At 54.1% G+C, this 26,879-nt stretch carries 21 protein-coding genes; 13 read left to right on the top strand and 8 right to left on the bottom strand.

The annotated features are described in order from the left end of the window. Nucleotides 1-18 precede the first annotated feature (18 nt). The 8 genes from RIC19_RS15490 to RIC19_RS15455 all read left to right on the top strand — a co-directional run bounded on the left by RIC19_RS15490 (nt 19) and on the right by RIC19_RS15455 (nt 8,075). A complete protein-coding gene (locus RIC19_RS15490) occupies nt 19-1,047 on the top strand; it encodes an ATP-grasp domain-containing protein (protein WP_350179247.1) in 1,029 nt (342 codons plus the stop codon). A gap of 18 nt (nt 1,048-1,065) precedes the next feature. Next, nucleotides 1,066-1,935, top strand: a complete 870-nt coding sequence (locus RIC19_RS15485; RefSeq protein WP_350179246.1) for a mechanosensitive ion channel domain-containing protein — start codon at nt 1,066-1,068, stop codon at nt 1,933-1,935. A gap of 44 nt (nt 1,936-1,979) precedes the next feature. Further along, entirely contained in the window at nt 1,980-2,657 is a 678-nt protein-coding gene (locus RIC19_RS15480; RefSeq protein WP_350179245.1) for a tetratricopeptide repeat protein, read from the top strand. Between the two features lie 3 nt (nt 2,658-2,660). Continuing rightward, nucleotides 2,661-3,665 carry a hypothetical protein gene (locus RIC19_RS15475; protein WP_350179244.1) on the top strand — a complete coding sequence of 335 codons (1,005 nt, stop codon included), beginning with the start codon at nt 2,661-2,663 and terminating at the stop codon, nt 3,663-3,665. 99 nt (nt 3,666-3,764) lie between these two features. Then, nucleotides 3,765-6,005, top strand: a complete 2,241-nt coding sequence (gene bglX, locus RIC19_RS15470; RefSeq protein ID WP_350179243.1) for a beta-glucosidase BglX — start codon at nt 3,765-3,767, stop codon at nt 6,003-6,005. Between the two features lie 6 nt (nt 6,006-6,011). Then, a complete protein-coding gene (locus RIC19_RS15465) occupies nt 6,012-6,563 on the top strand; it encodes a DUF1697 domain-containing protein (RefSeq protein WP_350179242.1) in 552 nt (183 codons plus the stop codon). Nucleotides 6,564-6,566: 3 nt separating this feature from the next. Then, entirely contained in the window at nt 6,567-7,553 is a 987-nt protein-coding gene (locus tag RIC19_RS15460) for an aldo/keto reductase (RefSeq protein ID WP_350179241.1), read from the top strand. Nucleotides 7,554-7,583: 30 nt separating this feature from the next. Then, on the top strand, nt 7,584-8,075 hold the full coding sequence (locus RIC19_RS15455) for a gluconokinase (RefSeq protein ID WP_350179240.1): 492 nt from the start codon (nt 7,584-7,586) through the stop codon (nt 8,073-8,075). 2 nt (nt 8,076-8,077) lie between these two features. On the opposite strand, the gene RIC19_RS15450 is transcribed toward RIC19_RS15455, so the two are convergent. The 4 genes from RIC19_RS15450 to RIC19_RS15435 form a co-directional block, all read right to left on the bottom strand. Then, complete coding sequence (locus RIC19_RS15450) at nt 8,078-10,204, bottom strand: Tex family protein (protein ID WP_350179239.1); 2,127 nt, start codon at nt 10,202-10,204, stop codon at nt 8,078-8,080. Between the two features lie 55 nt (nt 10,205-10,259). Then, nucleotides 10,260-10,931 carry a class I SAM-dependent methyltransferase gene (locus RIC19_RS15445; RefSeq protein WP_350179238.1) on the bottom strand — a complete coding sequence of 224 codons (672 nt, stop codon included), beginning with the start codon at nt 10,929-10,931 and terminating at the stop codon, nt 10,260-10,262. Nucleotides 10,932-11,034: 103 nt separating this feature from the next. After that, complete coding sequence (locus tag RIC19_RS15440; RefSeq protein WP_350179237.1) at nt 11,035-12,345, bottom strand: RagB/SusD family nutrient uptake outer membrane protein; 1,311 nt, start codon at nt 12,343-12,345, stop codon at nt 11,035-11,037. A gap of 26 nt (nt 12,346-12,371) precedes the next feature. Then, entirely contained in the window at nt 12,372-15,464 is a 3,093-nt protein-coding gene (locus RIC19_RS15435; RefSeq protein ID WP_350179236.1) for a SusC/RagA family TonB-linked outer membrane protein, read from the bottom strand. A gap of 267 nt (nt 15,465-15,731) precedes the next feature. Between RIC19_RS15435 and RIC19_RS15430 the strand changes: the two genes are divergently transcribed. Together RIC19_RS15430 and RIC19_RS15425 are read left to right on the top strand one after the other, a co-directional pair. Beyond that, nucleotides 15,732-16,460: a DeoR/GlpR family DNA-binding transcription regulator gene (locus tag RIC19_RS15430; protein ID WP_350179235.1), complete on the top strand. Its 729-nt coding sequence runs from the start codon at nt 15,732-15,734 to the stop codon at nt 16,458-16,460. Between the two features lie 10 nt (nt 16,461-16,470). Beyond that, nucleotides 16,471-17,658: an exo-beta-N-acetylmuramidase NamZ family protein gene (locus RIC19_RS15425; RefSeq protein WP_350179234.1), complete on the top strand. Its 1,188-nt coding sequence runs from the start codon at nt 16,471-16,473 to the stop codon at nt 17,656-17,658. On the opposite strand, the gene RIC19_RS15420 is transcribed toward RIC19_RS15425, so the two are convergent. Continuing rightward, complete coding sequence (locus tag RIC19_RS15420) at nt 17,659-18,420, bottom strand: DeoR/GlpR family DNA-binding transcription regulator (protein ID WP_350179233.1); 762 nt, start codon at nt 18,418-18,420, stop codon at nt 17,659-17,661. A 98-nt stretch (nt 18,421-18,518) separates the two neighbouring features. Between RIC19_RS15420 and RIC19_RS15415 the strand changes: the two genes are divergently transcribed. Both RIC19_RS15415 and RIC19_RS15410 read left to right on the top strand, forming a co-directional pair. Further along, nucleotides 18,519-20,084 (top strand): glycerol-3-phosphate dehydrogenase/oxidase, encoded by a 1,566-nt coding sequence (locus RIC19_RS15415; RefSeq protein ID WP_350179232.1) that lies wholly within the window; start codon nt 18,519-18,521, stop codon nt 20,082-20,084. Between the two features lie 189 nt (nt 20,085-20,273). Beyond that, nucleotides 20,274-20,435 carry a hypothetical protein gene (locus tag RIC19_RS15410; RefSeq protein WP_350179231.1) on the top strand — a complete coding sequence of 54 codons (162 nt, stop codon included), beginning with the start codon at nt 20,274-20,276 and terminating at the stop codon, nt 20,433-20,435. A 173-nt stretch (nt 20,436-20,608) separates the two neighbouring features. Here the strand turns inward: RIC19_RS15410 and RIC19_RS15405 are convergent, their stop codons facing one another. Further along, nucleotides 20,609-22,138, bottom strand: a complete 1,530-nt coding sequence (locus tag RIC19_RS15405) for a SulP family inorganic anion transporter (protein ID WP_350179230.1) — start codon at nt 22,136-22,138, stop codon at nt 20,609-20,611. Nucleotides 22,139-22,298: 160 nt separating this feature from the next. Here RIC19_RS15405 and RIC19_RS15400 point away from each other — a divergent pair, with 160 nt between their 5' ends. Then, nucleotides 22,299-22,871, top strand: a complete 573-nt coding sequence (locus tag RIC19_RS15400) for a pentapeptide repeat-containing protein (RefSeq protein WP_350179229.1) — start codon at nt 22,299-22,301, stop codon at nt 22,869-22,871. 3 nt (nt 22,872-22,874) lie between these two features. Here the strand turns inward: RIC19_RS15400 and RIC19_RS15395 are convergent, their stop codons facing one another. Together RIC19_RS15395 and RIC19_RS15390 are read right to left on the bottom strand one after the other, a co-directional pair. Then, the gene (locus tag RIC19_RS15395; protein ID WP_350179228.1) at nt 22,875-24,803 is read right to left on the bottom strand and encodes a plastocyanin/azurin family copper-binding protein; all 1,929 of its coding nucleotides are present in this window, start codon (nt 24,801-24,803) and stop codon (nt 22,875-22,877) included. Between the two features lie 11 nt (nt 24,804-24,814). Further along, a complete protein-coding gene (locus RIC19_RS15390) occupies nt 24,815-26,695 on the bottom strand; it encodes a 3-keto-disaccharide hydrolase (protein WP_350179227.1) in 1,881 nt (626 codons plus the stop codon). Nucleotides 26,696-26,879 lie beyond the last annotated feature (184 nt).

Genomic DNA, 26,879 nt, shown 5'->3' with positions numbered 1-26,879 from the left:
AATGCGCAAATGATAACAATGAACAGAAAACTAAGCATTCTGGTCCTCACCGATCACAGCAACCACACGGAGCACAACTCCCTCTACGCCTTATGCAGCGCTTTACGCCGGCAACCGGGCATTGCCCATGTACACGTTGCCAGCCGGGGCAATACGGCAAATGCTGGCTTTTTCACCGATTACTCCTCTACGCGGGTCCGCGCCTGGTCATTGGACGGCGAGATGCACTTCGCACATGCCCCTTATCGCTTCTTGCAAGAGACGGTCCCTGCCGAGCTGAATGATTACGACTGGATATGGCTGCGGCTGCCTCACCCTATTCCAGGCGGCTTCTTTGAGTTTTTATGCTCCGTATACCCGGAATCCCGCATTTTCAACCGTCCTTCGGGGATCCGGGAGACCAGTACCAAAGCTTTTCTGACGCAGTTCCCAAAGTGGAGCCCCGATATTAAGCTTTGTCAGTCTATGGAAGACGTCTGGGAAATGCAGTCGCGCTACCCTATCGTCCTCAAGCCCCTGCACAGCTACGGCGGGCAGGGCATCCTGAAAGTCAAAAATGGCAAAATATACGAGCAGCAAAAGCCCGTCCCCATCCAACAGCGCACCCGGGAGTTGGAAGCTGGTTTTGAGCAAGGTGGCTTCCTCGGCATGCGCTTCCTGAAAAACGTAAAGCAGGGCGATAAACGGACCGTGGTAGTCAATGGCAGGATTCTTGGCTCCGTTTTGCGTATGCCCCCCAAGGGGTCCTGGCTTTGTAATGCCGCCCAGGGTGGCCAGGCTGTATTTTCGGAGCCCGATGAACGCGAGCGGAAAATGGCGCGGGAGCTGTCTAAAGTCCTTTTGCCTAAAGGCATCGTTATGTTTGGTATGGACACCCTGGTTAACGACGAAGGGCTGCGGGTGCTTTCTGAAGTCAATACCCTGAGTATTGGCGGTATCAAGCCCATGGAGGACCTGTCGGGAAAGCCTATGGTGAGCCGTGCTGCCCGTCAGTTAGCTCGTTTTATGACAGCCAGAGCAACCAGTGGGCAAACGGCGGTGTTCTAAGCATACAATTCCTAGCACATGTCTTTTTTCAATAAAGGTGGGATGCGCGTGGTATTTAGCACCTTACTGCTGGCAGCCCTGCTCACTCTCCGGATCAATTGGCCCGTAGAGACTTATTTTGATGCGCACCTGGCAGGCTACGCCAACCTGGTCTTGGGGTTTATTGTGTTTGCCCTGAGTGCCAGCCTGATCGTGGCGGTCCTGAGTTTCCTCTACCGACGGAATAAAAAGCTCCCTGCGGCTAAAAATGATAATGTGCTCATCGGCCTGCGCAATATTTATTACATCGTGCTCACTGCAGCCGGGCTGACTACCCTGCTTGGGTTTTGGGATATAGACCTCAAAACGCTCTTCACAACCCTCAGCATCGTTGCGGCAGCTATTGCCATCATCTCCAAAGACTATGTATCAGAAATCATCAGTGGCATCATTATCAGCTTTTCTAAAGAAGTGAACATCGATGATTATGTGAAAATTGGCGAACAAAAAGGCAAAATTATTGACATCAACCTGACCAAGATTGCCTTGCTGAATGAAGATGATGACGTCATCTTCCTGCCCAACAACAAAGTCTTTTCCGGTGAGATCGTCAACTACACCCGGCGGGAAATTAAAAAAGTGAGTATCGAGTTTGAAGTGCTTACGACTTCCATTCAGACCGTGGAGGAGCTGGAGTCTGACCTCATTCGCTCCATCAGGGAATACGAAGCCCACATCGAACCGGCAAGCTACAACCTCAAGGTAGTTGACATTCGCAAGGACAGCCTGAGCCTGAAGTTCCAATATGTGCTGCGCGAAATCAACCGCGAACTGGAGCGGGAAATCCGGCGCAAGACCATCCGGCGGGTTGTTAATCATATCAAACCGAACCTACCCGTAAAGCCTTAGAATTTACAGGATTTTCGTATTATGGCAGACGGAAAACCCGAGCCATGCATACCACCAGGCACAACAGCAGTGATCTGCTCAACATCATAAAGCAAGGCCGCCCACAAGAGGCCATTGAGAAGCTGCAGTCCGGCGCCGAACAGCGCAACTGGCTCCCTTTGGCCTTTACAGCACGGCAGTGGCTCCGGCAGTGGCGGGAACTTGAAGGTGAACTCTGGCATAATCAGCCGGGGCTGGCCGAAAGAGACGACCGGGAAGTAGAACGCAATCAACTGAAAGCCAAGGCTATTGAGCTGATTAAACAATTCAGGTTGTGGGAAGCAGACCCGGAACAAGCCTCCGAAGCTTTCTACGATAAGCACCGCCGGAAAATAGACCTGTTCATGGCGGGCCAACAGCAAAGACGGGCAGGACAGACCAAAGCCGCCATTCAAACCTTCACCACCGTCATTGAAGCAGAGCCCGCCTTTACGGAAGCTTACATTGAACGGGGCACCTTACTCATGCAAGGCTCCAAACCAGACTGGAAGCAGGCATTGGAAGACCTCAACCAAGCCCTCCTCATTTCTCCCAGCCACCCCCTGGCACTCACCAACCGGGGGTATCTGTATGTGCAGTACTACCACGACAGGCATCAGGCCTGTGAAGACTGGAAAAAAGTGCAGGAAATGGGGCTTCCGCTGGCTGATGCACTGATTCAACAATATTGCAACAAACCATAAGCCATGTACGCCCGACTCCCAATTTTACTGGCCCTTTTACTCCTGACAGCCTGTGGACAAGGGCCGGTCAACCCTACCCTTCCTCCAACCCTGGATGACCTGATGCTCATCTCCGCTGAAAGCGACAACGCCCTGGTCTTCAGCAAGTCCAGCCCCTTCGGCCAGCAGGCGATTAAACGGACCGTCATCAGCGCTCAGGACGACCTGCTAAAGCTGGGGCAGGTAAGCCGTAATTCGAAGCTGGCTATTCAGTTTTCTAAATCCGCCACCCCTGCTCAAATGCGGCAAATTGCCCAGTACGGTAAAACAGCCCTGCACAACCCAAAGAGCGCAGCCGTCCTGGGCGCATTGATGGGAACAGGGATTGTGGCCGGTTATATCCTACTCGAGGATGAAACGCAGGCGCCGGACCTGCCCCCCTCCGAAGCCACACCGGGGGTGAAAACGATCCCTATCGGCACCTTAGCCTCCAATCAGGAGATCCTGCAAGGCCTCAAAACCTATAAACTGCCAAAGTCGACTCTGGAGGCAGTCTCCAAAGAACTGAGCCTGCCCACCCCACGCGCCCAGGCAAAAACGCCCCTCAAAACCCAAGCTTTCATGCTGCCCGCATCCAGTCAGGAAGCCCGCATTGACGAGGTAAAATTCTCCTGGGCTGATGGTAGTCATTCCGGGCCGCTGAACATCCTAATCACGGGGCAAATCACCAATCAGACGCGGACCATTGTCAAAGCCCGCTTTTTTGATAAGGATGGCAACCCCGTTTCAAGCCCTGACCCGGATTATAAGAACCCGGAAGGGCAGTTGGAAGCGGAGCGGGAGTTAATCGGGGCCATTTCGAGCCGCCAATTTCATCAATTTACCCCACAGCGTCCACTGCGGTTATCGGTCCCTGACTTTGCTTTCCCAACTACCGGGGACAATAAGACAATCCAGTGCCGTGTGGAAGTCCGCCATAAATACTCCGGAAAGTTATTGGCAGCAACTGCTGCGTTACCTATTCAATAGATTTGATGCGTCGGGTCAGTACAATGAGAAAAATGAGCTATTTTCAACCCTGTAATGATCCCCGATGCATCAAGTCTAATAAATAACCAAGCTACTTCTATGCGACAGACATTTTTACTTTTCCTGGCTGCAACATGGCTATGTTCTGCACAGGCACAAAACGAAAACATGGACCAATTTATCAACGATCTCCTCTCCAAAATGACCCTGGAGGAGAAGATCGGGCAAATGAACCAGTACAGCGGTTTTTGGGAAGCCACCGGGCCCGCGCCTTCCGCCGGAAATGCAAAGCGCAAATACGAAGACCTCCGCAATGGCCGGGTGGGCTCCGTGCTGAATGTACGGGGCGTGGAGGAAGTCCGGGCTATGCAAAAGCTGGTCGTTGAGGAGTCGCGCCTGGGCATTCCGTTAATTTTCGCTTCCGATATTATCCATGGCTACAAGACCCTGGCCCCCATCCCATTGGCAGAAGCCGCAAGCTGGGACCTGAAAGCCATTGAAGCCTCCGCCCATATGGCTGCCACTGAAGCTTCAGCAACCGGCGTTAGCTGGACCTTTGCCCCCATGATGGACATCTCCCGGGATGCCCGCTGGGGCCGGGTTATGGAAGGCGGTGGGGAAGACACCTACCTCGGCAGTGCTATTGCTACCGCGCGAATCCGGGGTTTTCAGGGCGAAGACCTCAGCGCCAACAACACCATCATGGCTTGCGCCAAACACTTTGCCGGCTACGGGTTTGCCCAGTCTGGCCTGGATTATTACACTGCTGATATTGGTACGGCCACATTGCACAATACTGTCCTTCCCCCTTTCCGGGCAGCCATAAAGGCAGGCGTCGGCAGTTTTATGAATGGCTTTAACCTACTCAACGGTCAACCCGTTACCGGCAGCAGCTACCTGCAACGGGATTTACTGAAAGGCAAGTGGGGCTTTGAAGGGGTGGTGGTCTCGGATTGGGCCTCTATCGCCGAGATGGAAGAGCATGGCTATTCTGAAGACCTGAAGGCTGCAGCTAAGCAAGCTGTCACGGCAGGTTCCGATATAGACATGGAGTCCTACGCTTACATCAATCACTTGCAGGACCTCGTGGAGTCCGGTGCCGTCAGCGAATCCCTGGTTGATGACGCCGTGCGCCGAATTCTGCGCGCTAAGTATATGCTGGGCTTGTTTGAAGACCCCTACCGGTACTGTAATGAGGAGCGGGAAGAAGAACTCCTCTACAATGAGGCTCATCAGGAAGCAGTCCTGGATATGGCTAAGAAGTCGATTGTACTGCTCAAAAACGAAGGCAACCTGCTCCCCCTGAAAAAGGAAGGCCTTAAAATCACCCTGATCGGTCAGCTCGCCAATGACAAAACCAGCCCCCTCGGCAGCTGGCGCATCGGCTCCGATGATGGCACCGCTGTCTCTGTTTTAGAAGGGCTTTCTGCCTATGAGGGCAATGAAGTCACCTTTGCAGAGGGGCCAAAGCTCTGGGCCAATGAGCCCACTTTCGTCACCCCGGTCGAAGTCAACACCACCGACCGGACCGGTATGGCGGAAGCGATTGAGGCCGCTCAGAATGCCGATGTCGTCATCATGGTACTCGGCGAACATGGCTTCATGAGCGGAGAGGCCCGCAGCCGGACCGATATCAGCCTGCCGGGCCTGCAGCAGGAGCTTTTGGAAAAAGTCTACGAAAACAATCCCAACGTTGTGCTGGTGCTCAACAATGGCCGCCCACTGACCATTCCCTGGGCTGCAGAGCGCATCCCGGCAATTGTGGAAGCGTGGCAACTGGGTTCTCAAACCGGCCATGCCGTCGCCCAGGTACTTTACGGCGATTACAACCCGAGTGGCAAGCTGCCCATGACCTTCCCCCGAAATCTCGGGCAGGTCCCCATCCACTATAATATGCACAATACCGGCCGCCCCAATACCAAGGGAGATGTCTTTTACACCCACTACATCGACTCGCCCCTGAGCCCGCTTTTTCCATTTGGCTATGGGCTGAGCTATACCACCTTTGCCTACGATAATCTGCAGGCTAACCTGCGCGGGCAATCCATAGAGGTAACGGTGAAGCTAACCAATACCGGCGACCGGGCCGGGGAAGAGGTTGTTCAGCTCTACATCCGGGACCGGGCGGCAAGCGTGGTGCGCCCCACCAAGGAACTGAAAGGGTTTGAGAAGCTGATGCTGCAACCCGGCGAGAGCCGAACGATTGCCTTCCGGCTGACTCCACAAGAGCTGGGCTTCTACATGCCTGATGGCCAATTTGTCACCGAGCCCGGCACTTTTGACATCATGGTGGGCCCGAATTCCAGCGACCTGCTACAGACGACTATTGAGTGGAAATAACCAGCTATGCCGAAGTACATCGCTTTGCTGCGTGGCATTAATGTCAGCGGGCAAAAGAAAATCAAAATGGCTGACCTGCGGGCACACCTCAGCGACCTGAAGCTGGGCGACGTGCAAACCTACATCCAAAGTGGGAATATTACGTTCGAAAGCCCGGCTGCCCCTGAGGGACACCTCGCTGCTGCGATTAAGGGGAAAATCCTGGAAGCATACGGTTTTGAGGTCCCTACGCTGGTGGTCAGCTCAGAGGAACTGCAACATGTGGCAGCAGGCAACCCATTTCCGGAAGCTGCGGCATCTGATCCTGCCCGTATGTTGGTTACCTTTTTGGAGACTGTCCCGGAAGTGGAGGCTGCTAAGGTCTTTACCGGGCTGTCCTTCCCCGATGAGCACTTCGAACTCAAGGGCAAAGCCGTGTACTTGCACTGCCCCAACGGCTACGGCCGAGCCAAACTCAACAACAACTTTATAGAACGCAAACTGAAAGTGCCCGCCACCACCCGCAACTGGAAAACCATCCTAAAGCTGCTGGAGATGGCCGGGCAAACACAACCTTGAAATATGCAATACCGAACCTTGGGAAAGACCGGCTTCAACATCTCAACCATCAGTCTGGGCACCTGGCAGGTCGGCGGCAAATGGGGAAGCGGTTTCGACCACGGCCTCGCGCAATCTATTCTGCGCAGCGCCATCGATCAGGGCGTCAACTTCATTGATACGGCCGATGTGTACGAAGGCGGAGAAAGTGAAAAAGCCGTGGGCAAAGCGGTCCGGGACTCCGGTGAGCGCATTTTCGTAGCCACCAAGTGCGGCCGGCAGATCAACCCCCACGTCAGCGAAGGCTACACGCCGGAAGCCTTACGGGGGTACGTCGAAGACTCCCTCAAACGCCTTGGGCTGGAGCAAATCGACCTCATACAGCTCCACTGCCCACCCTGGGAAGTCTACTACCGGCCTGAAATCTTCGGTCTTTTTGAGGACCTCAAAGCGGAAGGCAAAATCGCGCACCTTGGCGTAAGCGTGGAAAAGGTGGAACAAGCGATGAAAGCGCTGGAGTTTGATAACGTTGCCAGCGTGCAGATCATCTACAACATGTTCCGGCAGCGCCCGGAGGAGCACTTTTTCGGAGCGGCACAGGCAAAAAATGTTGGGATCATCGTACGTGTGCCCTTGGCCAGCGGCCTGCTAACCGGTAAGTTTTCCAAGTCCTCTACCTTCGGAGCAGGCGACCACCGCCACGGTAACCGCAATGGAGAATGGTTTGACAAAGGGGAGACTTTCGCGGGAATCCCGTTTGAAACAGGGCTGGAAGCAGTAGACAAAATCGAAGGCTTTTTGCCGGAAGGCTACCCCCTCACCCATGCGGCCCTGCAATGGATTCTGCGCCGCCCGGAAGTGAGCACCATCATCCCTGGTGCCTCCCGAGCTGAGCAAGTCGACAGCAACCTGGCGGCAGCCGAAGCAGCACCCCTGACTGGTGATGTACTAAAAAAGATACAGGGGCTGTACGAAGCGGGTATCAAACCCCTTGTGCACCAACTTTGGTAGCCCTTTTGTTCTCAACACATTACTGAACATATGAGCCAGGTCATCTACATCATGGGCGTCGCAGGAAGCGGGAAGTCAACCATTGGGCGGCAATTTGCCGAAGCCACAGGCCTTCCCTTCTACGATGGGGATGATTTCCACCCCGATGCCAACGTCGAAAAGATGGCCGCCGGTCAACCGCTAACGGATGAAGACCGGGCGGACTGGCTGGCAGCCATACACCGGTTCGTTGTCGAAAAACTCGAAGCGGGGCAGTCGCTGGTGCTGGCCTGTTCTGCTCTCAAGGCCCGGTACAGAGCCACCCTCAGCGCCGGTATAGCAGCCCAAACCACCTGGGTCTACCTGGAAGGCAGTTACGACCTGATCAAATCCCGGATGGAAGCCCGCAAAGACCACTTTATGCCCCCGGCCCTGCTGCAGTCTCAGTTTGATGCGCTTGAGCCGCCTGCTGATGCGGTGGTGTTGAGTATTGAAGCGGCTCCGGAGGTATTGGTGGCGCGGTTGCGGGAGCGGGTGTTTTGATCCTACACCGCCTTCATCGACAACTGCACCCGGCCCCGCTTCAGGTCCACATCCATTACTTTGACCATTACTTCCTGATTGAGGCTCACCACATCGGCCGGGTTCTTCACAAACTTATTGGCAAGCTGACTGACATGCACCAGGCCACTCTCCTTGATACCAATATCCACAAAGGCCCCGAAATTGGTGATATTATTGACGATGCCCGGTACCACCATACCGATTTCAAGGTCATTGATGGAATGGATATTGGCAAACTCGAAGGTCTTGGCGGTGCCACGGGGGTCGAGGCCCGGCTTTTCCATTTCCTTCATAATATCATTTAGGGTAGGCAGGCCAACGGTATCAGACGTATAGCGCTGCAGGTCAATCTGTTTGCGCAGTTTAGGTTGATCGATCAGGTCCTGTACGGTGCAGCCCAGGTCCTTCGCCATTTGCTCCACAATTGGGTAAGTTTCGGGGTGCACTGCTGTATTGTCCAGCGGGTGTTTGCCCTCACGGATGCGCAGGAAGCCCGCCGCTTGTTCAAAGGCTTTCTCCCCCATGCGCGGCACTTTCAGCAATTGGCGGCGGGATTGGAAGGGCCCGTTTTCTGAACGATAACCCACAATATTTTTGGCCAACGTAGGCCCCAGGCCGGATACATACGTAAGCAGGTGCTGACTGGCCGTATTCACGTTGATGCCCACGGAGTTTACCGCGCTTTCCACCACCTGATCCAGGCTTTCCTTCAGACGGGTCTGATTGACATCATGCTGATACTGCCCCACGCCTATGCTTTTGGGGTCGATTTTGACCAGCTCCGCCAGGGGGTCCATCAACCGCCGACCAATGGAAACGGCACCACGCACCGTCACATCCTGCTTAGGGAACTCCTCCCTGGCAATTTCGGAAGCTGAGTAAATAGACGCCCCCGCTTCATTTACGGAGAAGATATCCAGCTTACGCCCGAAGTCGGCCGATTGGCACAGGCTCAGCGTTTCCCGGCCTGCGGTGCCATTGCCCACTGCAATCGCTTCAATTTCAAATTGCCGCACCAGGTGCTTCAGCGTTTCCACGGCCTGATACTGATCCTTTTGGGGCGGGTGTGGATAGATGGCGGTATTGTCAAGCAAATTCCCACTTGCGTCCAAAACCACCACTTTGCAGCCGGTACGGAAGCCCGGATCAATACCCAAAGTACGCTTTTGGCCCAGGGGAGCAGTCAGGAGCAACTGCCGCAGGTTGGTGGCGAAAACACCAATCGCCTCTTCATCAGCCTTAGCTTTAGACAGGTTGCGGAACTCCGTTTCTATACTCGGGCTCAACAGGCGCTTGTAGCTGTCCTGCACCGCCTCCTTCACCTGACGGGCAGCACTACCGTTGCCTTCTACGTACTTGCGCTCCAGGCGATAGATGGTCTGTTCTTCATCCGGCGTCACGTAGACCCGCAGTATGCCTTCCTCCTCGCCTCTGCGTATGGCCAGCATGCGGTGGGACGGGCACTTTTTCAGTGGCTCTTCATAATCAAAGTAATCGCGGTACTTCGCCCCTTCTTCCTCTTTTCCTCTTGCCACTTTCGAGCGGACGGTCGCCTCCCGGCGGAAAGCTGCCCGTGCCAGATTACGGGCCTGCTCATCTTCATTCACCCACTCTGCGATGATGTCACGAGCACCTTGCAGAGCTTCTTCCAAGCCAGGCACCTCATCATTCAGGAAGGGGGCTGCTGCCCGTTCTGCATCCCGGTCCTGCTGACGAAACAACTGTTCGGCCAGGGGTTCCAGTCCTCTCTCACGGGCTACAGAGGCCCGGGTCTTACGCTTGCGCTTGTAGGGCAGGTAGAGGTCTTCCAGCGTGGTGCTGTCGTAGGTCTGCCCGATACGACGGCGCAGGTCATCAGTAAGTTTCCCCTGCTCTTCTATAGCAGAAAGGATAGTGGTCTTGCGCTTTTCGAGGTCCTCCAGCTGCTTGTGCTCCCGTTGAATATCAGCGATTTGCACCTCATCCAGAGACCCTGTCGCTTCCTTGCGGTAACGGGCGACGAAAGGGATGGTAGCCCCATCGGTGAGCAGCACGAGGGTGTTTTTGACTTTGTGGAGCGGTAGGCCAGTGCGTTCGGCGACCAGCTTGAGGAGGATATCGGGTATCATTCGATATTGGTTTTTTGCGAAGGGCAAATGTAAGCATCCTCCGCTAAACCCAGGCTTATTTTCCAGCTTCAATAAGCAGAGAAAGGGGAGAGGAAGCCTCACCCACGTATACCTCTTCCCATTTAAATTCTTTAAAGCCAGCACGTTGCAGCATTTCCTGCCAGCCCGCTTTAGTCCAACGGTACCAGGCGTAACCCGACTGGAAAGACCGCTTCATAGCCGACCAGTCTTCAGTGGCCCAGCTGCCAGGCGGTGCAGCCATGGGGTAATCCGGATGCAACGTTTGGATGACCCAGCGGCCTTTCGCTGTAAGCAGGCTGTGCACCACCTCTGCGAGCGCAACGGTCAGATCTTTTCCAAACAAGGCGAAATTGCAAACCGCCAGGTCATAGGGGGGGGTCAGCCCCTCAGGCAGCCCACTGAGCAATTTTTCATAGGAACAGGTGAGGTATTGAGCTCCGCCTTTGCGCTGTGCATTTTCAATCAGCCCCGGAACACCATCCAGGCCGGTCATTTCCACCCCAGCTTCAGCCAGGGCCCGGCACAGCCAGCCTTCCCCGCACCCAATATCCAAAGCACGTTGGGGTTTCAGGCTAAGGCAGGCATCCACTATCGCTTGATTCGTTGCCAGTGCACGGGAGGGGATATCTCCGTTCTCCAGTGTTTCAATCCATGGCTTGGCATTAAGCTGCCAGGTTTTAAGGATGTCTGTTTCAGAATACGCCATATTGGTAGCATTAGAGCGGGGAACAGCGGACGAAAATAACGCCACTGTTCCCCGCCTTTTAACCTATAAATATTGTGAAGTCCCTTCTAAAAAAAACAGCTGTTTAAATCTCGGGGTCTTCCGGTGTGTTGGTGTTGTTGGCCCGCTCACTGTCCGGGTACGGATAGAAATTGCGGTTGCGCTCTTCATTGTCGGTATTGGGAGCCGGGCGGCCGAAGCGGCGGCTGTCCTCCAGGCGCAGCCCGGACATCATCAGCTCAATACACCGATTGGCATAGATGGCATCAAGTACCGCCTCCTGCGTTTCTGCTCCGGTGTAAGCATCAAGACCCGCACCTACCCCGAAAGCATCCTCGGTGGGCTGTTTGGTCAGCACCTCGTTCAGCGCATCAATAGCCTCTCCTACCATCCCCTTGCGGGCAAGCGCCTCGGCACGGATAAGGGCCATTTCTCCAGGCAGGTACACCGGGATAGCCTTATCTGGTGCATCCCAGAACGCCGCCGCACGGAAATCGTTGTTGTCAGGGGTCAGGTTCTGAAAGTAAAACGGCAGGCGCTGATCGCCAGCATCCGGTGCCAGCCCATCAGGCAGCCCGAGGGTGAGGTCGACCGGCTGATAGACGTTGTTGGTTAGGATAGAGACAAAAGCGATGGGGTTGGTATTGACCGCATCGTAAGCAAAAGTGGACATGGAGGACAAGTCGACCCGGTTCGCGGCTTCAATAGCCGCGTCGTGGTTGCCGAGCATGTTATGGTAACGCGCCAGTAGTGCATTGATGGTGTTGATAGCGTCAATACTAGCAGGGGTTTTGTCCAAAAATGCAGCGGACACCGGTGCTGCGTTGACTGTGCTGCGTGCCGCTTCCAGGGCTGCGATCGCATCTTCCAGCGCCGCTTCACGGGAGCTGAACACCGCATTCTCCGCATTTGCCAAAGGCAGCTGCTCAAAAAACTGAGCCAGGGTGCCATTAGCCAGCGCCTTGAAAATCGCACCAGTAGCGATTAGCCCGGAGCGCACCCCGGCATCCGGGATTTTTTCTGCATTCATCAGGATCTGATCTGACTCATTGCGGACCAGCAGGGCTTCTTCCCAGAGATTGGACACCACGCCGTTGGTACCGATCAGCTCATCTTTGCCAATGGACAAGGCGTTCTCCTCACTGTTGCCCGGGTTGATGAGGCGCAGCTCGAAGGTCGTAAAACCAGCGGCTGTCACGGTAGTATAAACCGGGCTCTGCCGCCCCACACTCCAGCGTTTTTGAATGCCTACTGCCAGGCCGATGAGGCCATCAGGGCTGTTCAGCACCTGATCTTCGGTGGCAGCGCCGGGATTGGTAAAGTCTGTCTCACAGCTGGCTAAAAGCATCAGGGCCATTAACAGGCTGCTGAGGGTTTTATATCTTGAAATCATCATAGTTTGCTTTTTCTGGTTCTACAGGTTTAGAAATTGGTACGGATGTTCAGGGTGTATACCCGTGGAATGGGCACATTACCGAAGTTGACGTTCCGCATCAGGTTACTTTGCCCACCGGCATTGGTCTCCGGATCGTAACTGGTGAAGTTGTCAATAGAGAAGAGATTGCGCCCCCCCACAGAAATGGTGGTATTGCTCAGCACACCGCCAATATCCGGGATAGTGTAGCTCACAGACAACTCCCGGAGCTTAGTAAAGGAGCCGTCAGAAATCCGCCATTCCAGGATGGGGTACATGGCCCAAATCCAGCCACGCGGCAGTTCGCCGGATAGTTCCTGCTCAGCGTATTCACCGATACCTACGCCCTGACGGGTCCGCTTGTCGGCGTCGAATACGTCCTGCCCTTGTACGCTCTCGATTACAGCTGTAATTCCGAAGCGCTTGTAGTTGAAGGTAGTGCTACCGCCCAGGATGTAGTCGGGGTTAGGGTCACCAATAACCTGCTGAAGAGGCGTACCTGTTGGCTGCCCGTTAGCATCCCGCTGTGGCATATTGGTAGCAGCATCACCCCGCTCCTGTTGCAGGAAGCCTTCGGAGGTAAGCAGAGGGTCACCGTTGTCGTCACGGGCAATATATGTTCCAAAGAATACGCCCAGCGGCTGATCATCAACCAGGAAGATCGGTGCACCGGTTACGTTAGGCACCGCCGTACGCGCCTGCCCGAGGTTGGTGACGCGGTTGCGGTTGCGGGAGAAGTTGAGGGAAATATCCCAGCTGAAATCGCGCTTGCGGATAGGCGAGCCATAGAGCAGGACTTCCACGCCTTTGTTTTCCAGCGACCCTACGTTAGTTGTGATAGCGCTACCACCCTGAGAAGCGGCCAGCGAACGGCTCACGAGGAGGTCGTCAATATCCTGATTATACCAGGTAAATGACATACCAATACGGTCTTTCAGGAAGGAGACATCTGCTCCGATTTCTGTTTCTGTATTCACCTCGGGGCGCACATCCGGGTTGGCCAGGGTGCTGCTTTGGTTGATAGCTACGCTGCCTGCAAGGTTACCGGTGTTATAGGTAGAGAAACGGGCGTAAGGCCCGATGGCCGTCAGGTTACCTGCCTGCCCCCAGGAAGCACGGAGCTTGAAGAGGCTGATAGTCCTGCCCAGTCCGCTTTCCTGCCAGAAAGGCTCACTGGATAAGACGTAGCTGGCACTCACCTTAGGGTAAATGATATTGCGGTTGTCTTCGCTAAAGGAGCTGGCTGCATCCACCCGGGCTGCCGCAGTCAGGAACAGGCGGTCGTTCAGCCCAAAGGTTTGCTGCAGGTAGTAACCCCAGATGCGCAAGCGGTCGGTATTGGCCGCCGGGTTGAGAATGATACTCGCACCATTGACCGTTTCCACAAATGGCGCCAGCCCGCGGCCCTGGGCCACCGAGAACGCATTCTGAGAATACTGGTCAGAGAAGCCTGCTTTAGTGATGGATACCAGGCTGCTGCTGATTTCCTTCTCATACGAGATATTGATGTCGTTGTTGATCAGGAAGACGTTGTTGTTAGCCGTGGAAGCATAGCCATCGTCGAAGTAAGTAGGATTGACCGGAGCGTATGGATAAGGAGGGATGAAGATATTACCCTCCTGATTGTACGCGTCTACCCCGACTATGTAGTCGATTGTCAGGCCTTTAAGCGGGAAAAGTTTGAGCTGGAAGTCAGAAATAGCCCGGTTGACTGATTGTGTGATGTCAAAATCTTCGATAACGCTGAGTGGGTTGACCCGGGTAGGCTCCACAGACTGCAGATTGCCCAGCTCATCCCGCTGCGTGATATCCCAGATGTTATTGGTAATATTGAAGGCATTGATTGGGGACCAGAATACGTTACCGTCCGGCCGTTCGTTGGAAAACGAGTTGTTATAATTCAGCCCGATGGAGAAGCTCGCCCAGTCGCTTACCGACTGATTGAAGCGGAAGCGGGCACCATAACGCTGAAAATCCGTATTGCGGATGATGCCCTCATTGAGGGTATACGACAACGATGCATAATAATTGGACTGCTCATTGCCGCCGCGTACCGAAAGGTGCTGATCAGTGCCATAGCCGGTATCAAAAATCTGATCCTGGTAATCGTAGCGGGTCACTGGTACTTTCTCTGTGGAGAAATTGGCACCAACGGTAAGGTTTCCGTCCGCGTTTGTCCCTGCAATAGGGTAAAGGCGCTGATCAGCGCTGCCGAACTGTTCGCCCCTCAGGTTTACGTAAACCGGCTTGCGTAGCTCGTTAACGTTAAAACCGGAAGAATAGCTAAATGAAGGCTTACCGGCCTTGCCCCGCTTGGTGGTAATGAGCACCACCCCATTGGACGCCCGTGAGCCGTACTGAGCAGCCGCCGCGGCACCGTTGATAACCGTAATATCAGCGATATCATTCGGGTTAATATCTGCCAGTCGGTTGGTGCCCGGCTGGGAAGCGCCGCCGCCGGCATTGATATTGGTCACATTGGTGGTATTGTTGCTGATAATAACACCGTCGATAACGTAAAGGGGTTCCGAAGACCCCAGGAGTGTACTTGCCCCCCGCAACTGCACGCTGAAGCCACCGGCAGGGTCTCCAGAGTTTTGCGTAATACGTGCGCCTGGAAGCTTACCCTGCAGTGCGCCCGTCACACCCTGTGGGTTAGCGACGGTGAGCTTATCAGACTTCAGCACATTGACCGCGTTGCCGAGCTGCTTGCGCTTAGTGGTTACGGAGGAGCCTACTACAACGACCTCCTCCATGTCCATGACATCATCGGCCAGGCTGATCTCCAGCGTAACTTCTGGTGCCGCTGCGCTGATGGCAAACGTTCGTCTTACTGGTGTGAAGCCCACATAGGTAACCTGAAGTTGGTACTCCCCTGCTTCGGCTTCTCCTTTAATGGCAAACTGCCCGTCAATATCGGTAACCGCGCCCATCGCCAGCCCTTCCACAAAAGCAGAAGCACCAATAAGCGGGTTGCCGTCATAGTCTTGTACGGTGCCACTAACCGTGAAGTTGATTTTCTGCGAAAATGCCAGAAGTGGCAGCCCCAGCATGAGGAGCATCAGGAGCGGCATCTTCGCCTTGGGTAGGCTTTGTTTCATAATCTGTTGTTTTTGTTAATAGCGATTGGTGTAAAGTGTTATTTGGTATTGATTCTAAGCCTTGCCCGAAATGCGGTATTTTATTGAGCTATACCGCCAATTTCAATGCATAATACAGCAAATAATTAAAATTAATGCCATTTTGTTTGCAACTTTACGCAAGTTTTCAAGAAAACACAGTGCCCCTACACTCGGGATCAGGCTATTCAATTATTTTAAGCAAGCCCAAACTGAAGAAATAAAAGCATGCTAAAACCGGAAAGACAGTTGCTAATTTTAAGGGAAGTCAATGTGCACAATAAGGTCCTGCAAGCTGATTTAAGTGAACTCCTGAAAGTATCGGAGGACACTATCCGCAGAGATTTGCAAGAACTTGCAGAAGATGGCAAACTTAAAAAAGTACGAGGAGGCGCCATATCCAACTCTTTCCGGATGGTGGGTGCTATTGAGAGTGAAATTTACGCCTATGCCGAAAAGACGGCTATTGCCCGCAAAGCAATAAGCCTTTTCCGCAACGGCATGCACATCCTTATTAGTGGTGGCACAACCAACCTGGAGGTAGCCCGCCTTCTGCCTTCCGGGCTGAAAGTCACCTTCTTTACCGTAAGCCTGCCTGTGGCAATGCAGTTGGCCCGGCATAGCGACAGCGAGACGCTCTTCATCGGTGGCCGTATCTCGGGCGATGCGCAGATCAGTACCGGAGGGGAAGTCATCAAAAAGTTGCTCAGCCTCAGCCCGGACTTGTGCCTGCTTGGGGCCAACAGTATTGACCCCATCAACGGCCTGACGGATAGCGACTGGGAAGTGGTGGAAGTCAAACAGGCGATGCGCGAAGTCTCGGGCCAAACCGCCGCACTTGCTATTTTTGAGAAACTTAACACCAGCACTAAGATGCGGGTCTGCCAACTCAGCGAACTGCAGTACCTCATCACGGAACGCCCGCCGGCAGACCCTTTCCTCACGCCCTTCCGGATTCCGGGCCTTACGTTACTCTAACCTTTTAACTATGCCCGTACAAACCGGCCTCGACCAGCTTCTGCGTACTCCCGCCCTTCAACAAGCATGCGGGCAGCACATCGGCTACCTATGCCACAATGCCTCCATAACAGCTACAGGGGAAGATGGGCTATCTGCTATGCACCGGGTTTTCGCCCCCCGGCTGCGGGCTGTTTTTTCGCCTCAGCACGGCCTGTTTGGGGAAGCGCAGGACAATATGATCGAAAGCCCCCACTACATCCACCCATTCTTCCAGATACCGGTACATAGTCTCTATGAGGCCAATCGCTCCCCTACCCCCGCCATGCTGCAGGGGCTGGACCAGGTTATTGTGGACTTACAGGACGTGGGCGCGCGCCCCTACACCTACATTTATACTTTGCAACTGATGATGGAAGCCTGCGCCAAAGCCCGCATCCCCGTTTGGGTCCTCGATCGCCCCAACCCCCTTGGAGGCATACGGGTTGAAGGCAATCTGCTGGATTTGGAATACCGGTCTTTCATCGGGCTGTCCCCTTTGCCCACGAGGCATGGACTGACGATTGGAGAATTTGCGCTCCTGGTCAATGGAGCCACAGCAACATCCTGCGACCTTAAGGTGGTAGCCATGACCGGGTGGCACCGGGCTATGGCCTTTGAAAAAACGGAGCTGCTGTGGGCTAACCCCTCGCCCAATATGCCTGCGTTGCTGACCGCCCAGGTTTTTCCGGGTATGGTCTTTTGGGAAGGTACGAATTGGTCGGAAGGCCGGGGCACCACCCGCCCGTTTGAAGTCTTTGGCTACCCGGGATTTGATCCTTATCAGGCCCTGCCCGGCCTGGAATCTGCTTTGCTGAAGAGCTGGCTGCGTGGCTTTCGGCTACGGCCCATCTACTTTGAGCCGACCTTCGAAAAACATGCAGGCGAGCGCTGCGGGGGCTATCAGCTGCACCTGCTGAATCTCCAGGATTTCCGACCCTGGCAGTCCGGGCTGTGTATTCTGCAATACCTGTTCCATTTGCCGGAAGCCCGGCTCCGGTGGCGGCAGCCCCCCTTCGAGTACGAATACAGGCTACTGCCTATCGACATCCTTAATGGCAGCAACGAGGTTAGGCTATGGGTGGAGAACCGTGAGCCCCTGAAGGCACTCCGGGAACTTGAGTTGCAAGGCAGATCGGAATATATGAAGCAGCGGGCAGCGGTATTGCTTTATGACTGATCAGGCGATGAGCACCTTTACCCCTTTATCTTCCATGGCCCGCCGGGCCGCATCCGGCAGCCCCGCATCCGTGATAATGGTATGGACCGCTTCAAGGTCACAGATTTTCCCAAAGCCTTTCTTGCCAAATTTACCGGAGTCTGCGAGAATGACCGCCTGAGGAACGGCTTTAATCATCTTTGCATTCAGGTGGGCTTCCATCATGTTGGAGGTGGTCAGGCCAAAATCCGGGCTAATGCCGTCTACACTCAGGAATAGTTTAGTGCAGGCAAAATCAGCCAGCATGCCTTCCGCGTAGTGCCCTACTACCGACGCACTGCTCTTACGCACCACACCGCCCAGTTGCACCAGCTCTACCTCCGGATGATCCAGCAAAGCCAGGCTAACATTCATGGCACCGGTGAGCACGGTGAGCTTCAGCGTTTTGGGAATGGCCTGGGCAAAGGCGCGAACAGTTGTACCAGACCCAATGATGACCGCTTCTTCCGGCTGCAGCAATTCCACTGCCCGGGCGGCAATCTGGTGCTTTTCCTCCACCCGGATTTGCATTTTCTCATCAATAGAACGGTCATTGACATAAGTATTGGGCAGGCTGGCACCACCGTGCGAGCGCAACAGTGCCCCCTTATCTTCCAACAACCGCAGGTCTTTGCGAACCGTGACCGTGGTTACATTCATGGCCTGGCTCAACGCAGCCACACTAACGGCCCCTCTCTGCCGCAGGGCATCTAAAATAAACCGATGACGTTCTGCAATTTGCATGTGAATGAAACTCTTTTTTCAATCAAAGGTAAAAAAAGAAAACTAAACTTGCTTTTACTTTCTTTTTTATGCACTTTTGAATCATAAAAGGAAATAAAATGAAAAGAAACGAAAATATAGCGCAAGTAAAAGCACAATCTGAGTCCTGGGATCTGGCCGTTATTGGTGGCGGGGCATCGGGTCTTGGTATTGCATTGGATGCTCTCTCCCGAGGACTCTCGGTGGTTCTTTTGGAGAAAGCGGACTTTGCAAAAGGGACTTCCAGCCGGAGCACCAAACTCCTCCACGGGGGCGTACGCTACCTGGCTCAGGGGGATATCTTCCTGGTGTTGGAAGCGCTAAAGGAACGGGGGCTGATGATGAAAAATGCGCCGCACTTATCGGGCAAGCAATCCTTCATTATTCCCATTTATACCCGCTGGGATCAACTGAAATATGGTGTAGGGCTTAAGGTATATGACCTGATGGCCGGCCGGCTGCGCATTGGGCGCTCCCACATCATATCCCGCAAAGAGGTGATCGAAAAAATCCCACCTATCAAACAGCAGGGGCTCCTTGGCGGTGTCGTTTACTACGATGGGCAGTTTGATGATGCCCGTTTGGCGGTGGCCGTGGCGCAAACCTGTTCAGATATGGGCGGCTGTGTGGTCAACTATACAGAGGTGACCGGGTTGACCAAAGATGCAGAGGGCAAACTGAATGGAGTAGAAGCCCGTGATCTCATTGGGGGTGAAACTTTCTCTATATCTGCTAAAGCTGTGGTGAATGCGACGGGGGTCTTTTCCGATACGATCCTAAAAATGGATCAGCCGGGTATCCGCAAGTCGATTCTGCCTAGTCAGGGTGCCCACCTTGCTCTTGACTTGTCCTTTCTGGGCGGCAAAGATGCGCTGATGATCCCCGAAACACCGGACGGGCGGGTACTCTTTGGGATTCCATGGTTTGGAAAGCTTATCCTGGGCACTACAGACACACCGCGCTCCGAAGCCGAAGCTGAACCTAAGGCACTGGAAGAAGAAATCGACTTCATTCTGGAAACGGCATCGGACTACCTGGTCAAGCCACCTACCCGCGCCGATGTGCTTTCTGTATTTGCAGGGCTACGCCCACTTGCTGCTCCCAAGACCGAGGGTGCCGCCACAAAAGAAGTATCCCGCAGCCACAAAGTGGTGGTGAGCGATAGCGACCTTTTCTCCATCCTCGGTGGTAAATGGACCACCTTCCGGCAGATGGGAGAAGACATGGTAGACGAAATTCTGAAAGTCAAGAAGATGAGCGCCAAGGGTAGCACTTCTGCCCAAATCAGGTTGCACGGCTATCCCAACGGACACACCCCGGAAGGTCATTGGCGGGTCTACGGTAGCGAGGCGAAGGCTATTCAGGCGCTGATCACTGAGCAGCCTGAATTAAAGCAACCACTGCACCCCAAATACCCTAACACCAAAGCCGAGGTGGTTTGGATGGCAAGGCACGAAATGGCGCAGCGTATAGAAGATGTACTGGCTCGCCGTTTGCGCACCCTATTCATGGACGCTCAGGCTGCTTTGGAAATGGCAGAGCCCGTGGGTAAAATACTGCAACAGGAGCTGGGCAGGGACGATGCCTGGTATGAAAAAGAGGTGGCTGATTTTAAAGCGGTAGCCCAGGGATATTTGTTAGCTTGAGGAATTCTACGCAATCTGTCCAATCTGTGCTCCAACCTCAACGCACGACAAAAGTACACTGATAACACTGATCTGACTGATGACGCTGACTCTGGCAACCCGTTCCGCTACACAAGCATGCTACCGCTCGAAATTAGTTAAAATCCGCGCAATCAGTCTAATCTGTGTTCCAAACCCGCCACGCACGACATGGGTACACTGATGACGCTGATCTTTACAATCCGGTGCCGTCATACTAGTATGCCACCGCTCGAAATCAGTGAAAATCCGCGCAATCAGTCTAATCTGTGCTCCAACCTCAACGCACAACAAAAGTACACTGATAACGCTGATCTGACTGATGAACGCTGACTCTGGCAACCCGTTCCGCTACACAAGCATGCTACCGCTCGAAATTAGTGAAAATCCGCGCAATCCGTCTAATCTGTGCCCCAATCTACCTTCGTGATCTCTGCGTGAAACCCCTCCGCGATCTCTGCGTGAAGCCTCCCTACGCAATTCGTCTAATCCGTGTTCAACCCCACTCAAACCTCATCCACAACCAGCTTATAGGTAGGATCTTCGGATACATTCACATCAATGATCTCCTCCGCATTTTTCAGCAGTTTCCGGCAATCCGGGCTGAGGTGGTGCAAGTGTACTTTTTTGCCCACTTTACGATAGCGCTCTGTGATTTTGTTGAGCGCCTCAATTGCCGACATGTCCACCACCCGGCTTTCCTCAAAGTCAATAATCACTTCCTCCGGATCGTTCAGGACGTCAAACTTTTCATTGAAGACCCCTACGGAACCGAAGAACAGCGGTCCGTAAATTTCGTAGTGCTTCACGCCATTTTCATCTACCCGCTTACGGGCACGGATGCGCTTGGCATTATCCCAGGCAAAGACCAGGGCAGCAATGATTACGCCGATCAGTACAGCCAGAGCGAGGTTGTGCAGCACTGCGGTGATCCCCGTCACGATTACCATCACGAAGATATCAGATGGTGGCATCTTGTTGAAGGTCTTAAGGCTCGCCCATTCAAAAGTACCGATAGCGACCATGATCATCAGTCCGGTAAGGGCAGCCATCGGTAGCATTTCCACCAGGCCAGCACCAAACATAATGAAGATCAGCAGCATCACAGAAGCGACGATGCCCGACAGTCGTGCCCGTGCACCCGCCGAGATATTGATCAGGCTTTGCCCAATCATAGCACAGCCGCCCATGCCTGAAAACAAACCGGACAGGATATTAGCCGCGCCCTGCGCTACCGCTTCTTTATTGCCGCTTCCCCGCGTTTCGGTGATCTCATCAATGATGTTGAGTGTCAACAGGCTTTCGATCAGGCCAACCCCCGCCATAATACCTGCGTAAGGCAGGATGATCATCAGCGTTTCCCAAGTCAATGGTACCATGGGAATGTGGAAGGGCGGAAAACTGCCCTGAATGGAAGCAATATCGCCTACCGTACGGGTGTCAAGCCCAAAGAAAGCGACCACGCCAAAAATGGTGAGGATGGCAGCCAGGGAGGAGGGCACGGCTTTCGTAATTTTAGGCAGGCCCCAGATGATCAGCATCGTCAGCAGCACCAGTCCAAGCATCAGATAGAGGCTGTTGCCCGCCATCCACGCGCCTTCCGGTGTCTTGAACTGATCCAGCTGCGACATGAAGATGATAATCGCCAGACCATTTACAAATCCAAAAATGACCGGGTGAGGGACCAAACGCATCAGCTTACCCAATTTGAGCACACCTGCCAGCACCTGAATCAGCCCCGCCAGAATAACGGTAGCGAAGACATACTCTACACCATGTGACAACGCAAGCGCCGCAATGACCACTGCCACCGCACCCGTCGCTCCGGAGATCATGCCCGGACGGCCACCAAATATAGAAGTGATCAGCCCCATCACAAATGCGGCATACAGCCCCGTCAAAGGAGAAAGCCCGGCGATAAGGGCAAAGGCCACCGCCTCAGGGATGAGCGCCATAGCTACAGTCAGGCCCGAGAGGACTTCGGTCTTGTAGTCTACACGTTGGGAAAGGTCAAAAAGATTGAATAACTTTTTCATATAGCACACAGTAGTTTGGTGCCCGGCAGCCGACCGGGACATTAGTATTTTTCTGGATAGGTTAGGGCAAGCTCTCAAAAGGAAGGCGCGAAGGTAAAGCTTTTTTACCTTTGACCAAGCCACAGACAATTATGTTTGTGTTAAACTTACACTAACTCTCATGAGCCTGCCTTTGACTGAAGATCAAACCTTTGAGCACCGGGATACCGCAACGGAGCCACTACCCGCTGGCATATACCTCAACTGTATATTTCGCAATTGCCAGTTTGCCAATGCAAATTTTATGGATTGCCGCTTTACGGAATGTCGTTTTGAAGATTGCGACCTGAGTAACGCGCAAGTGGCGGGCACGGCTTTTCAGGAGGTAACGTTCTCCGGGTGCCGGCTCTTAGGTATCGCCTGGGAAGACTGCAAGCCGTTATTGCTGGAGCTGCGCTTCGAGAAGTGCCAGCTCGATTTTGGTGTATTCGGCAACCTGCCTCTTGACGGTACAGCCTTCCTCCACTGCTCGATCCGGGAAGCGGACTTTACCGGCACAGCGTTGAAAGGAGCAGATTTTAGCGGGTCCGATCTATCCGGCACACGCTTTGAGGGTGCTCAATTGCAGGATGCGGACTTCCGCACGGCAGAAAATTTCACCATCCATCCGGCGCACAATGACCTGAAAGGTGCCCGTTTCACCCTGCAGGAAGCATGGCGCTTGCTGCAAGGCTACGGCCTGAAGTTTGAATAGCCCCTACTCCACAATCAGCGTGCCCCGCATCACCTGTGCGTGCCCGGGGAAAGTGCAGACATACATGTAGTACCCTGGCTCTTTGGGAGCCGTAAAGTACAGCGTCTCGGATGTCTCTGGTTGCAAGATACCCGTGTGGTACAAAATCAGATCCGACTCCGGTACGTAGTTCATCTCCTCTCCTTTCAAGCCCAGTTTCATGGACAACTCCGCGACTTTGTCCACCGCGTCGCCGGGCTTGACGATCACAAGGTTGTGCAGCATATCGTCGCTGTTGCTGAAGGTGAGCTTGACTTTGGCACCGGCATCCACCATCAATACGGTCTCGTCGTACTTGAGGCCAGGCTTGGTGCCCAGGTTGAGCTCTGCCTCCGGGCCGTCTGTCCAGGAAGCAGGCATGGTATTGGGGCGTTTGGTAATACCAGTATCAGCTGTTCCGTTCTCCTCCTCGCCCACTGCTGCGGACTTCAGTTGCCCACCCGGCACGGCATTGAGGGTATAATAGCCGGTATTGTGCACCAGCGAACGCCCGGCAAGAGACCGCACGCCCTCCGCCACCACCTGATGTATGAAACCAAGGCGCATGCCCCGTATATACAAACGAGCAGAAAGGCCATCCTCACTAAGCTCTACCTCATACACTTCCCCATCCTGCTGATCTACGATAGGGCTGCCGTAAGTTTTGTGGTATTTGTAATTGAAAGACGTGACGGCATACGCTGTCGGATCGCTGGCTGAAGCTTTGTTGACCGGCTGTGTGAAAGTCAGCAGGAAGCCATCCGGCTGAGCCTGCATCGTTTTGATTTCGAAGGGCGTCTTGCCCGACCATGCCAGACGCTGCAAACCGTAGGGCGCTTTGCCGGTAGCCGACCAGCCACGGCTCGTCATGCCGACAAACATACTGTTGTCGCTGCCCCAGATCATTCGCAGGATACCTGAGGCAAACCCGTCGATAAACCCGAATGCCGCCCCCTGATACACGCCCTCAATTTCTTCCATATACACTCGCATAATTTTGCTGTGCCCCTGATCTCCGATAAACCATTGCCCTTCAAAGGGGCCAAACTTCCCACCGGTATTGTCCACCAGGATATCTGACGTGGAGATGCCCAGAATGGTGTGGGGGAACCATACGGCAGGTGCTTTCACGCCCGGCACCTTCTCCGCATATTCGAACAGGGACATGCCCGGGTAATCCGGAATACTGCCCGCAGCCAGCTTTACCGGCGAATTGGGCTCAGATGCCCAGCGTAGCCCAGCTGGATTGCCAGCAAAGTCGCCCTTTTCCAAATGTGTCATACGACCGGAACCGACCCAATCGCCTTGATTTTCGGTGTAAAAAATATCGCCTTTTTCATTCACCATAAAGCCCGCAGGAGAACGCAAGCCGGTAGCCAAAGGCTCCATATCGCCATCTGGAGTAATCTTCAGCAGCCAGCCCCGCCATTTGGACAGGCTCGCACCATGCCCAATCCAGGAGAGGTTAAGGGTCACCAGCATATCACCATTGGGGAGAAACTTAGGCCCGTAGGAATAGTCGTGGTAATTGCCTGAAAGCGGCCAGGAGTAGACCGTGCGGAACACATCGGCTTTGCCGTTGCCGTCACGGTCTTCCAACCGTGTCAGTTCTCCGCGCTGAGTGGCGTAAAAGCCGTTATCGCGAAAAGCCAACCCCAGGGGCTCGTGCAAGCCCTTGGCAAACAACTGATAGTCTGGATTCTGACCGTAGGGCTGGTCAATGAGCCAGACCTCGCCCCGGCGGGTAGATACGCCCAGCTGATCCTGATCATTGAGGGCCAGCCCGCCGACCTCCAGCACGACTTCGTCCGGAATAGGGACATCAACGATTTTATAATAGGCAGACATAGGGTCTTGCTGTGCGAATAGCGTGCCCAGCAGGGTGGAAAAGATAAGGGTCAAAAAGGCTCTCATGGTCTATAGATTTACCAGATGATATCGTATTGGATGGTTTGGGCACCGGAGTCGAGGGCCAGCAGCAGCTCTGTTTGCCCGGCAGTTTGCCGGAGGACCGCTTCCCTACCCCCTAAGTCAATAAGGTACTGATGATTGTTGACGGCGTAGGTGCCATCCGGTAGTTGCTCAATGGTATTGCCGTCGCCCAGTTTCAGCCAGAAGCCATCCCCCTTGTCTATGGTGAAGGAGCGGGTCAGACGGCGTTCTCCAGCTGCGGGTCGGCATTGCACTTTCACCGATGCGCCACCTGTCTGATAAAGAAATGTAGGATGCCCTTCGGGGTCGAGTTCATACCCACCCTGCCGGTAGGTTTGATCGGTAGTCAAGGAATCCGGCCAGGCTGTATTTTCATCCGGCAGCGGGTAGAGTTCGGGGTCACTGTGGAAGTCGATGGTCATACCCAGGGGTTGCCCCAACTGTGCCTCTCCCCGCTCGTGCCACATATCGGTAGCGTCCAGGAATCCGCCCGACCAGGCTTTGAGCAAGGTGCCCTGCTCCAGGTCATAGGCATAGTGGAGTCCCTGCGGCGTCGCTACGGCTACGATATGGGTGCGTTTTTTGCCTTCGTGCAGCATAAAACAGCGCTGTAGGATGGCCTCCGGTTCGGGCTCAATCACGATAGGCTCGGGCTCGGGGCCCTGTTTGGGAGAAGCGGGCGTAGTGAGGGCATGTTGTTCGATCCCCGGCCCTTCCACTTCCAGCCCGAAGCCACGGTACCAACTGTTGGTAGGCTTGTGAAAGATCAGTTGAAAGGGGACTGTGCCCGCTGAGAGTTTGGTAACCGCTTTGGCTTTGGCATCAATCGAATAAGCATTAGACCGATCAAACAGCGTATCCTTCCCAACGACAAAGCGGATCGCTGCTCTGTTGGCATAAGCCGTAAACAGGTAATCGCCTGTTTCAGGTACCACAAGAACCCCGTCGTAAATTAAAGCAAAACGCATATGAGTACCGGCCTGATGAAAAGAAATCGAGTCTACCGGGGTGTTAGATTGAACCTCCATCGTATCAAAGGCAGGTATCTCTTCCGACTTGGTTCTGTACTGCGCTACGGTTAAATTCCTAACCTCGACGGGTGGATTATCATAACGCTTGTACCGAATATTACGGTAAGCGACCGGCCCGTGATCGCCCTGTAGCATGATGAGGCCAGTGGGCGCTTCATCTGTAAAAGGCGCGGCACGGGTAGGACCGGTCAGCTCTACATTTTCATGTACCTTGATGCCGTTTAGCCAGACTTCCTTAAACAAAGCATTAGCCACCTTATTACCTTCTGCGTCGAAGCGGGGCGCATGGAACAGAACACGCACCTGCTGCCACAACCCAGGGGCTTTAGCGGCATTCATTGACGGTGGGTGCCCTTCATAACCACGTTCGCCCTTGGGAGCATCATCGTCCCAGCGCTGATAAATGCCCCCCATGTCGGAGTGCTGAGGATCCTCCACGCCCCAACTGTCAAACACCTGCACCTCATAGCGCCCTTGCAGGTAAATTCCGGAATTGGAGTTTTTCGCGGTCATCACTTCCAGCTCCAGCTCAATATCGCCATGCTCAAAAGCCGTGAAAAGATGCTCGCCGGAACGGGGCGGTGCCGTGTTGACCAAGACGCCTTCACCTTCCAGAGGCTGCATCATCAACTTTTGGGCCCGGTCGGCATACGCACCGCCGGCGACAACCCAGTTTTCGGGCCCGGATTGGAAACCCGAAAAGTCCGATAAGCTGACAGTAGTGAACGGAAGTGCCACAGCGGCTTCGGGTTCCGGCGGCAGCGGGGCTTCTGAATCTGAAGTGCAAGCGGCCAGCCATAACAGCGGCAAAAGCAAGCCAAGGAGGTCTTTAAGGTTCATCATATTAGGCGTTTCTAGCTTTGAGGCTGAGTAAGATAGGAGTATTTTATTCAAAAAAGTAACCCTTGTGGGCCATGGCAGTGCCCCCCATCTCACACCGCTTTCCATACGCCCCTATGCAGCTTGTTTCCCGCCTAAGGGGCCCTAAAAGCTTGAACAGCGCATAGCAGCGCTACGTAACCAACGA

The organism is Phaeodactylibacter sp. (assembly GCF_040219495.1).
In the GTDB taxonomy this organism is placed as follows: domain Bacteria; phylum Bacteroidota; class Bacteroidia; order Chitinophagales; family Saprospiraceae; genus Phaeodactylibacter.
This window is presented reverse-complemented; position numbering and strand designations above follow the sequence as displayed.

Coding starts and splice junctions, on each gene's coding strand:
- RIC19_RS15390 (WP_350179227.1), bottom strand. CDS start 26,695: ATGATGAACCTTAAAGACCTCCTTGGCTTGCTTTTGCCGCTGTTATGG.
- RIC19_RS15420 (WP_350179233.1), bottom strand. CDS start 18,420: ATGCAAATTGCAGAACGTCATCGGTTTATTTTAGATGCCCTGCGGCAG.
- RIC19_RS15475 (WP_350179244.1), top strand. CDS start 2,661: ATGTACGCCCGACTCCCAATTTTACTGGCCCTTTTACTCCTGACAGCC.
- RIC19_RS15445 (WP_350179238.1), bottom strand. CDS start 10,931: ATGGCGTATTCTGAAACAGACATCCTTAAAACCTGGCAGCTTAATGCC.
- RIC19_RS15425 (WP_350179234.1), top strand. CDS start 16,471: ATGCCCGTACAAACCGGCCTCGACCAGCTTCTGCGTACTCCCGCCCTT.
- RIC19_RS15400 (WP_350179229.1), top strand. CDS start 22,299: ATGAGCCTGCCTTTGACTGAAGATCAAACCTTTGAGCACCGGGATACC.
- RIC19_RS15460 (WP_350179241.1), top strand. CDS start 6,567: ATGCAATACCGAACCTTGGGAAAGACCGGCTTCAACATCTCAACCATC.
- bglX (WP_350179243.1), top strand. CDS start 3,765: ATGCGACAGACATTTTTACTTTTCCTGGCTGCAACATGGCTATGTTCT.
- RIC19_RS15415 (WP_350179232.1), top strand. CDS start 18,519: ATGAAAAGAAACGAAAATATAGCGCAAGTAAAAGCACAATCTGAGTCC.
- RIC19_RS15435 (WP_350179236.1), bottom strand. CDS start 15,464: ATGAAACAAAGCCTACCCAAGGCGAAGATGCCGCTCCTGATGCTCCTC.
- RIC19_RS15440 (WP_350179237.1), bottom strand. CDS start 12,345: ATGATGATTTCAAGATATAAAACCCTCAGCAGCCTGTTAATGGCCCTG.
- RIC19_RS15490 (WP_350179247.1), top strand. CDS start 19: ATGAACAGAAAACTAAGCATTCTGGTCCTCACCGATCACAGCAACCAC.
- RIC19_RS15405 (WP_350179230.1), bottom strand. CDS start 22,138: ATGAAAAAGTTATTCAATCTTTTTGACCTTTCCCAACGTGTAGACTAC.
- RIC19_RS15450 (WP_350179239.1), bottom strand. CDS start 10,204: ATGATACCCGATATCCTCCTCAAGCTGGTCGCCGAACGCACTGGCCTA.
- RIC19_RS15455 (WP_350179240.1), top strand. CDS start 7,584: ATGAGCCAGGTCATCTACATCATGGGCGTCGCAGGAAGCGGGAAGTCA.
- RIC19_RS15410 (WP_350179231.1), top strand. CDS start 20,274: ATGGGTACACTGATGACGCTGATCTTTACAATCCGGTGCCGTCATACT.
- RIC19_RS15480 (WP_350179245.1), top strand. CDS start 1,980: ATGCATACCACCAGGCACAACAGCAGTGATCTGCTCAACATCATAAAG.
- RIC19_RS15395 (WP_350179228.1), bottom strand. CDS start 24,803: ATGAGAGCCTTTTTGACCCTTATCTTTTCCACCCTGCTGGGCACGCTA.
- RIC19_RS15485 (WP_350179246.1), top strand. CDS start 1,066: ATGTCTTTTTTCAATAAAGGTGGGATGCGCGTGGTATTTAGCACCTTA.
- RIC19_RS15465 (WP_350179242.1), top strand. CDS start 6,012: ATGCCGAAGTACATCGCTTTGCTGCGTGGCATTAATGTCAGCGGGCAA.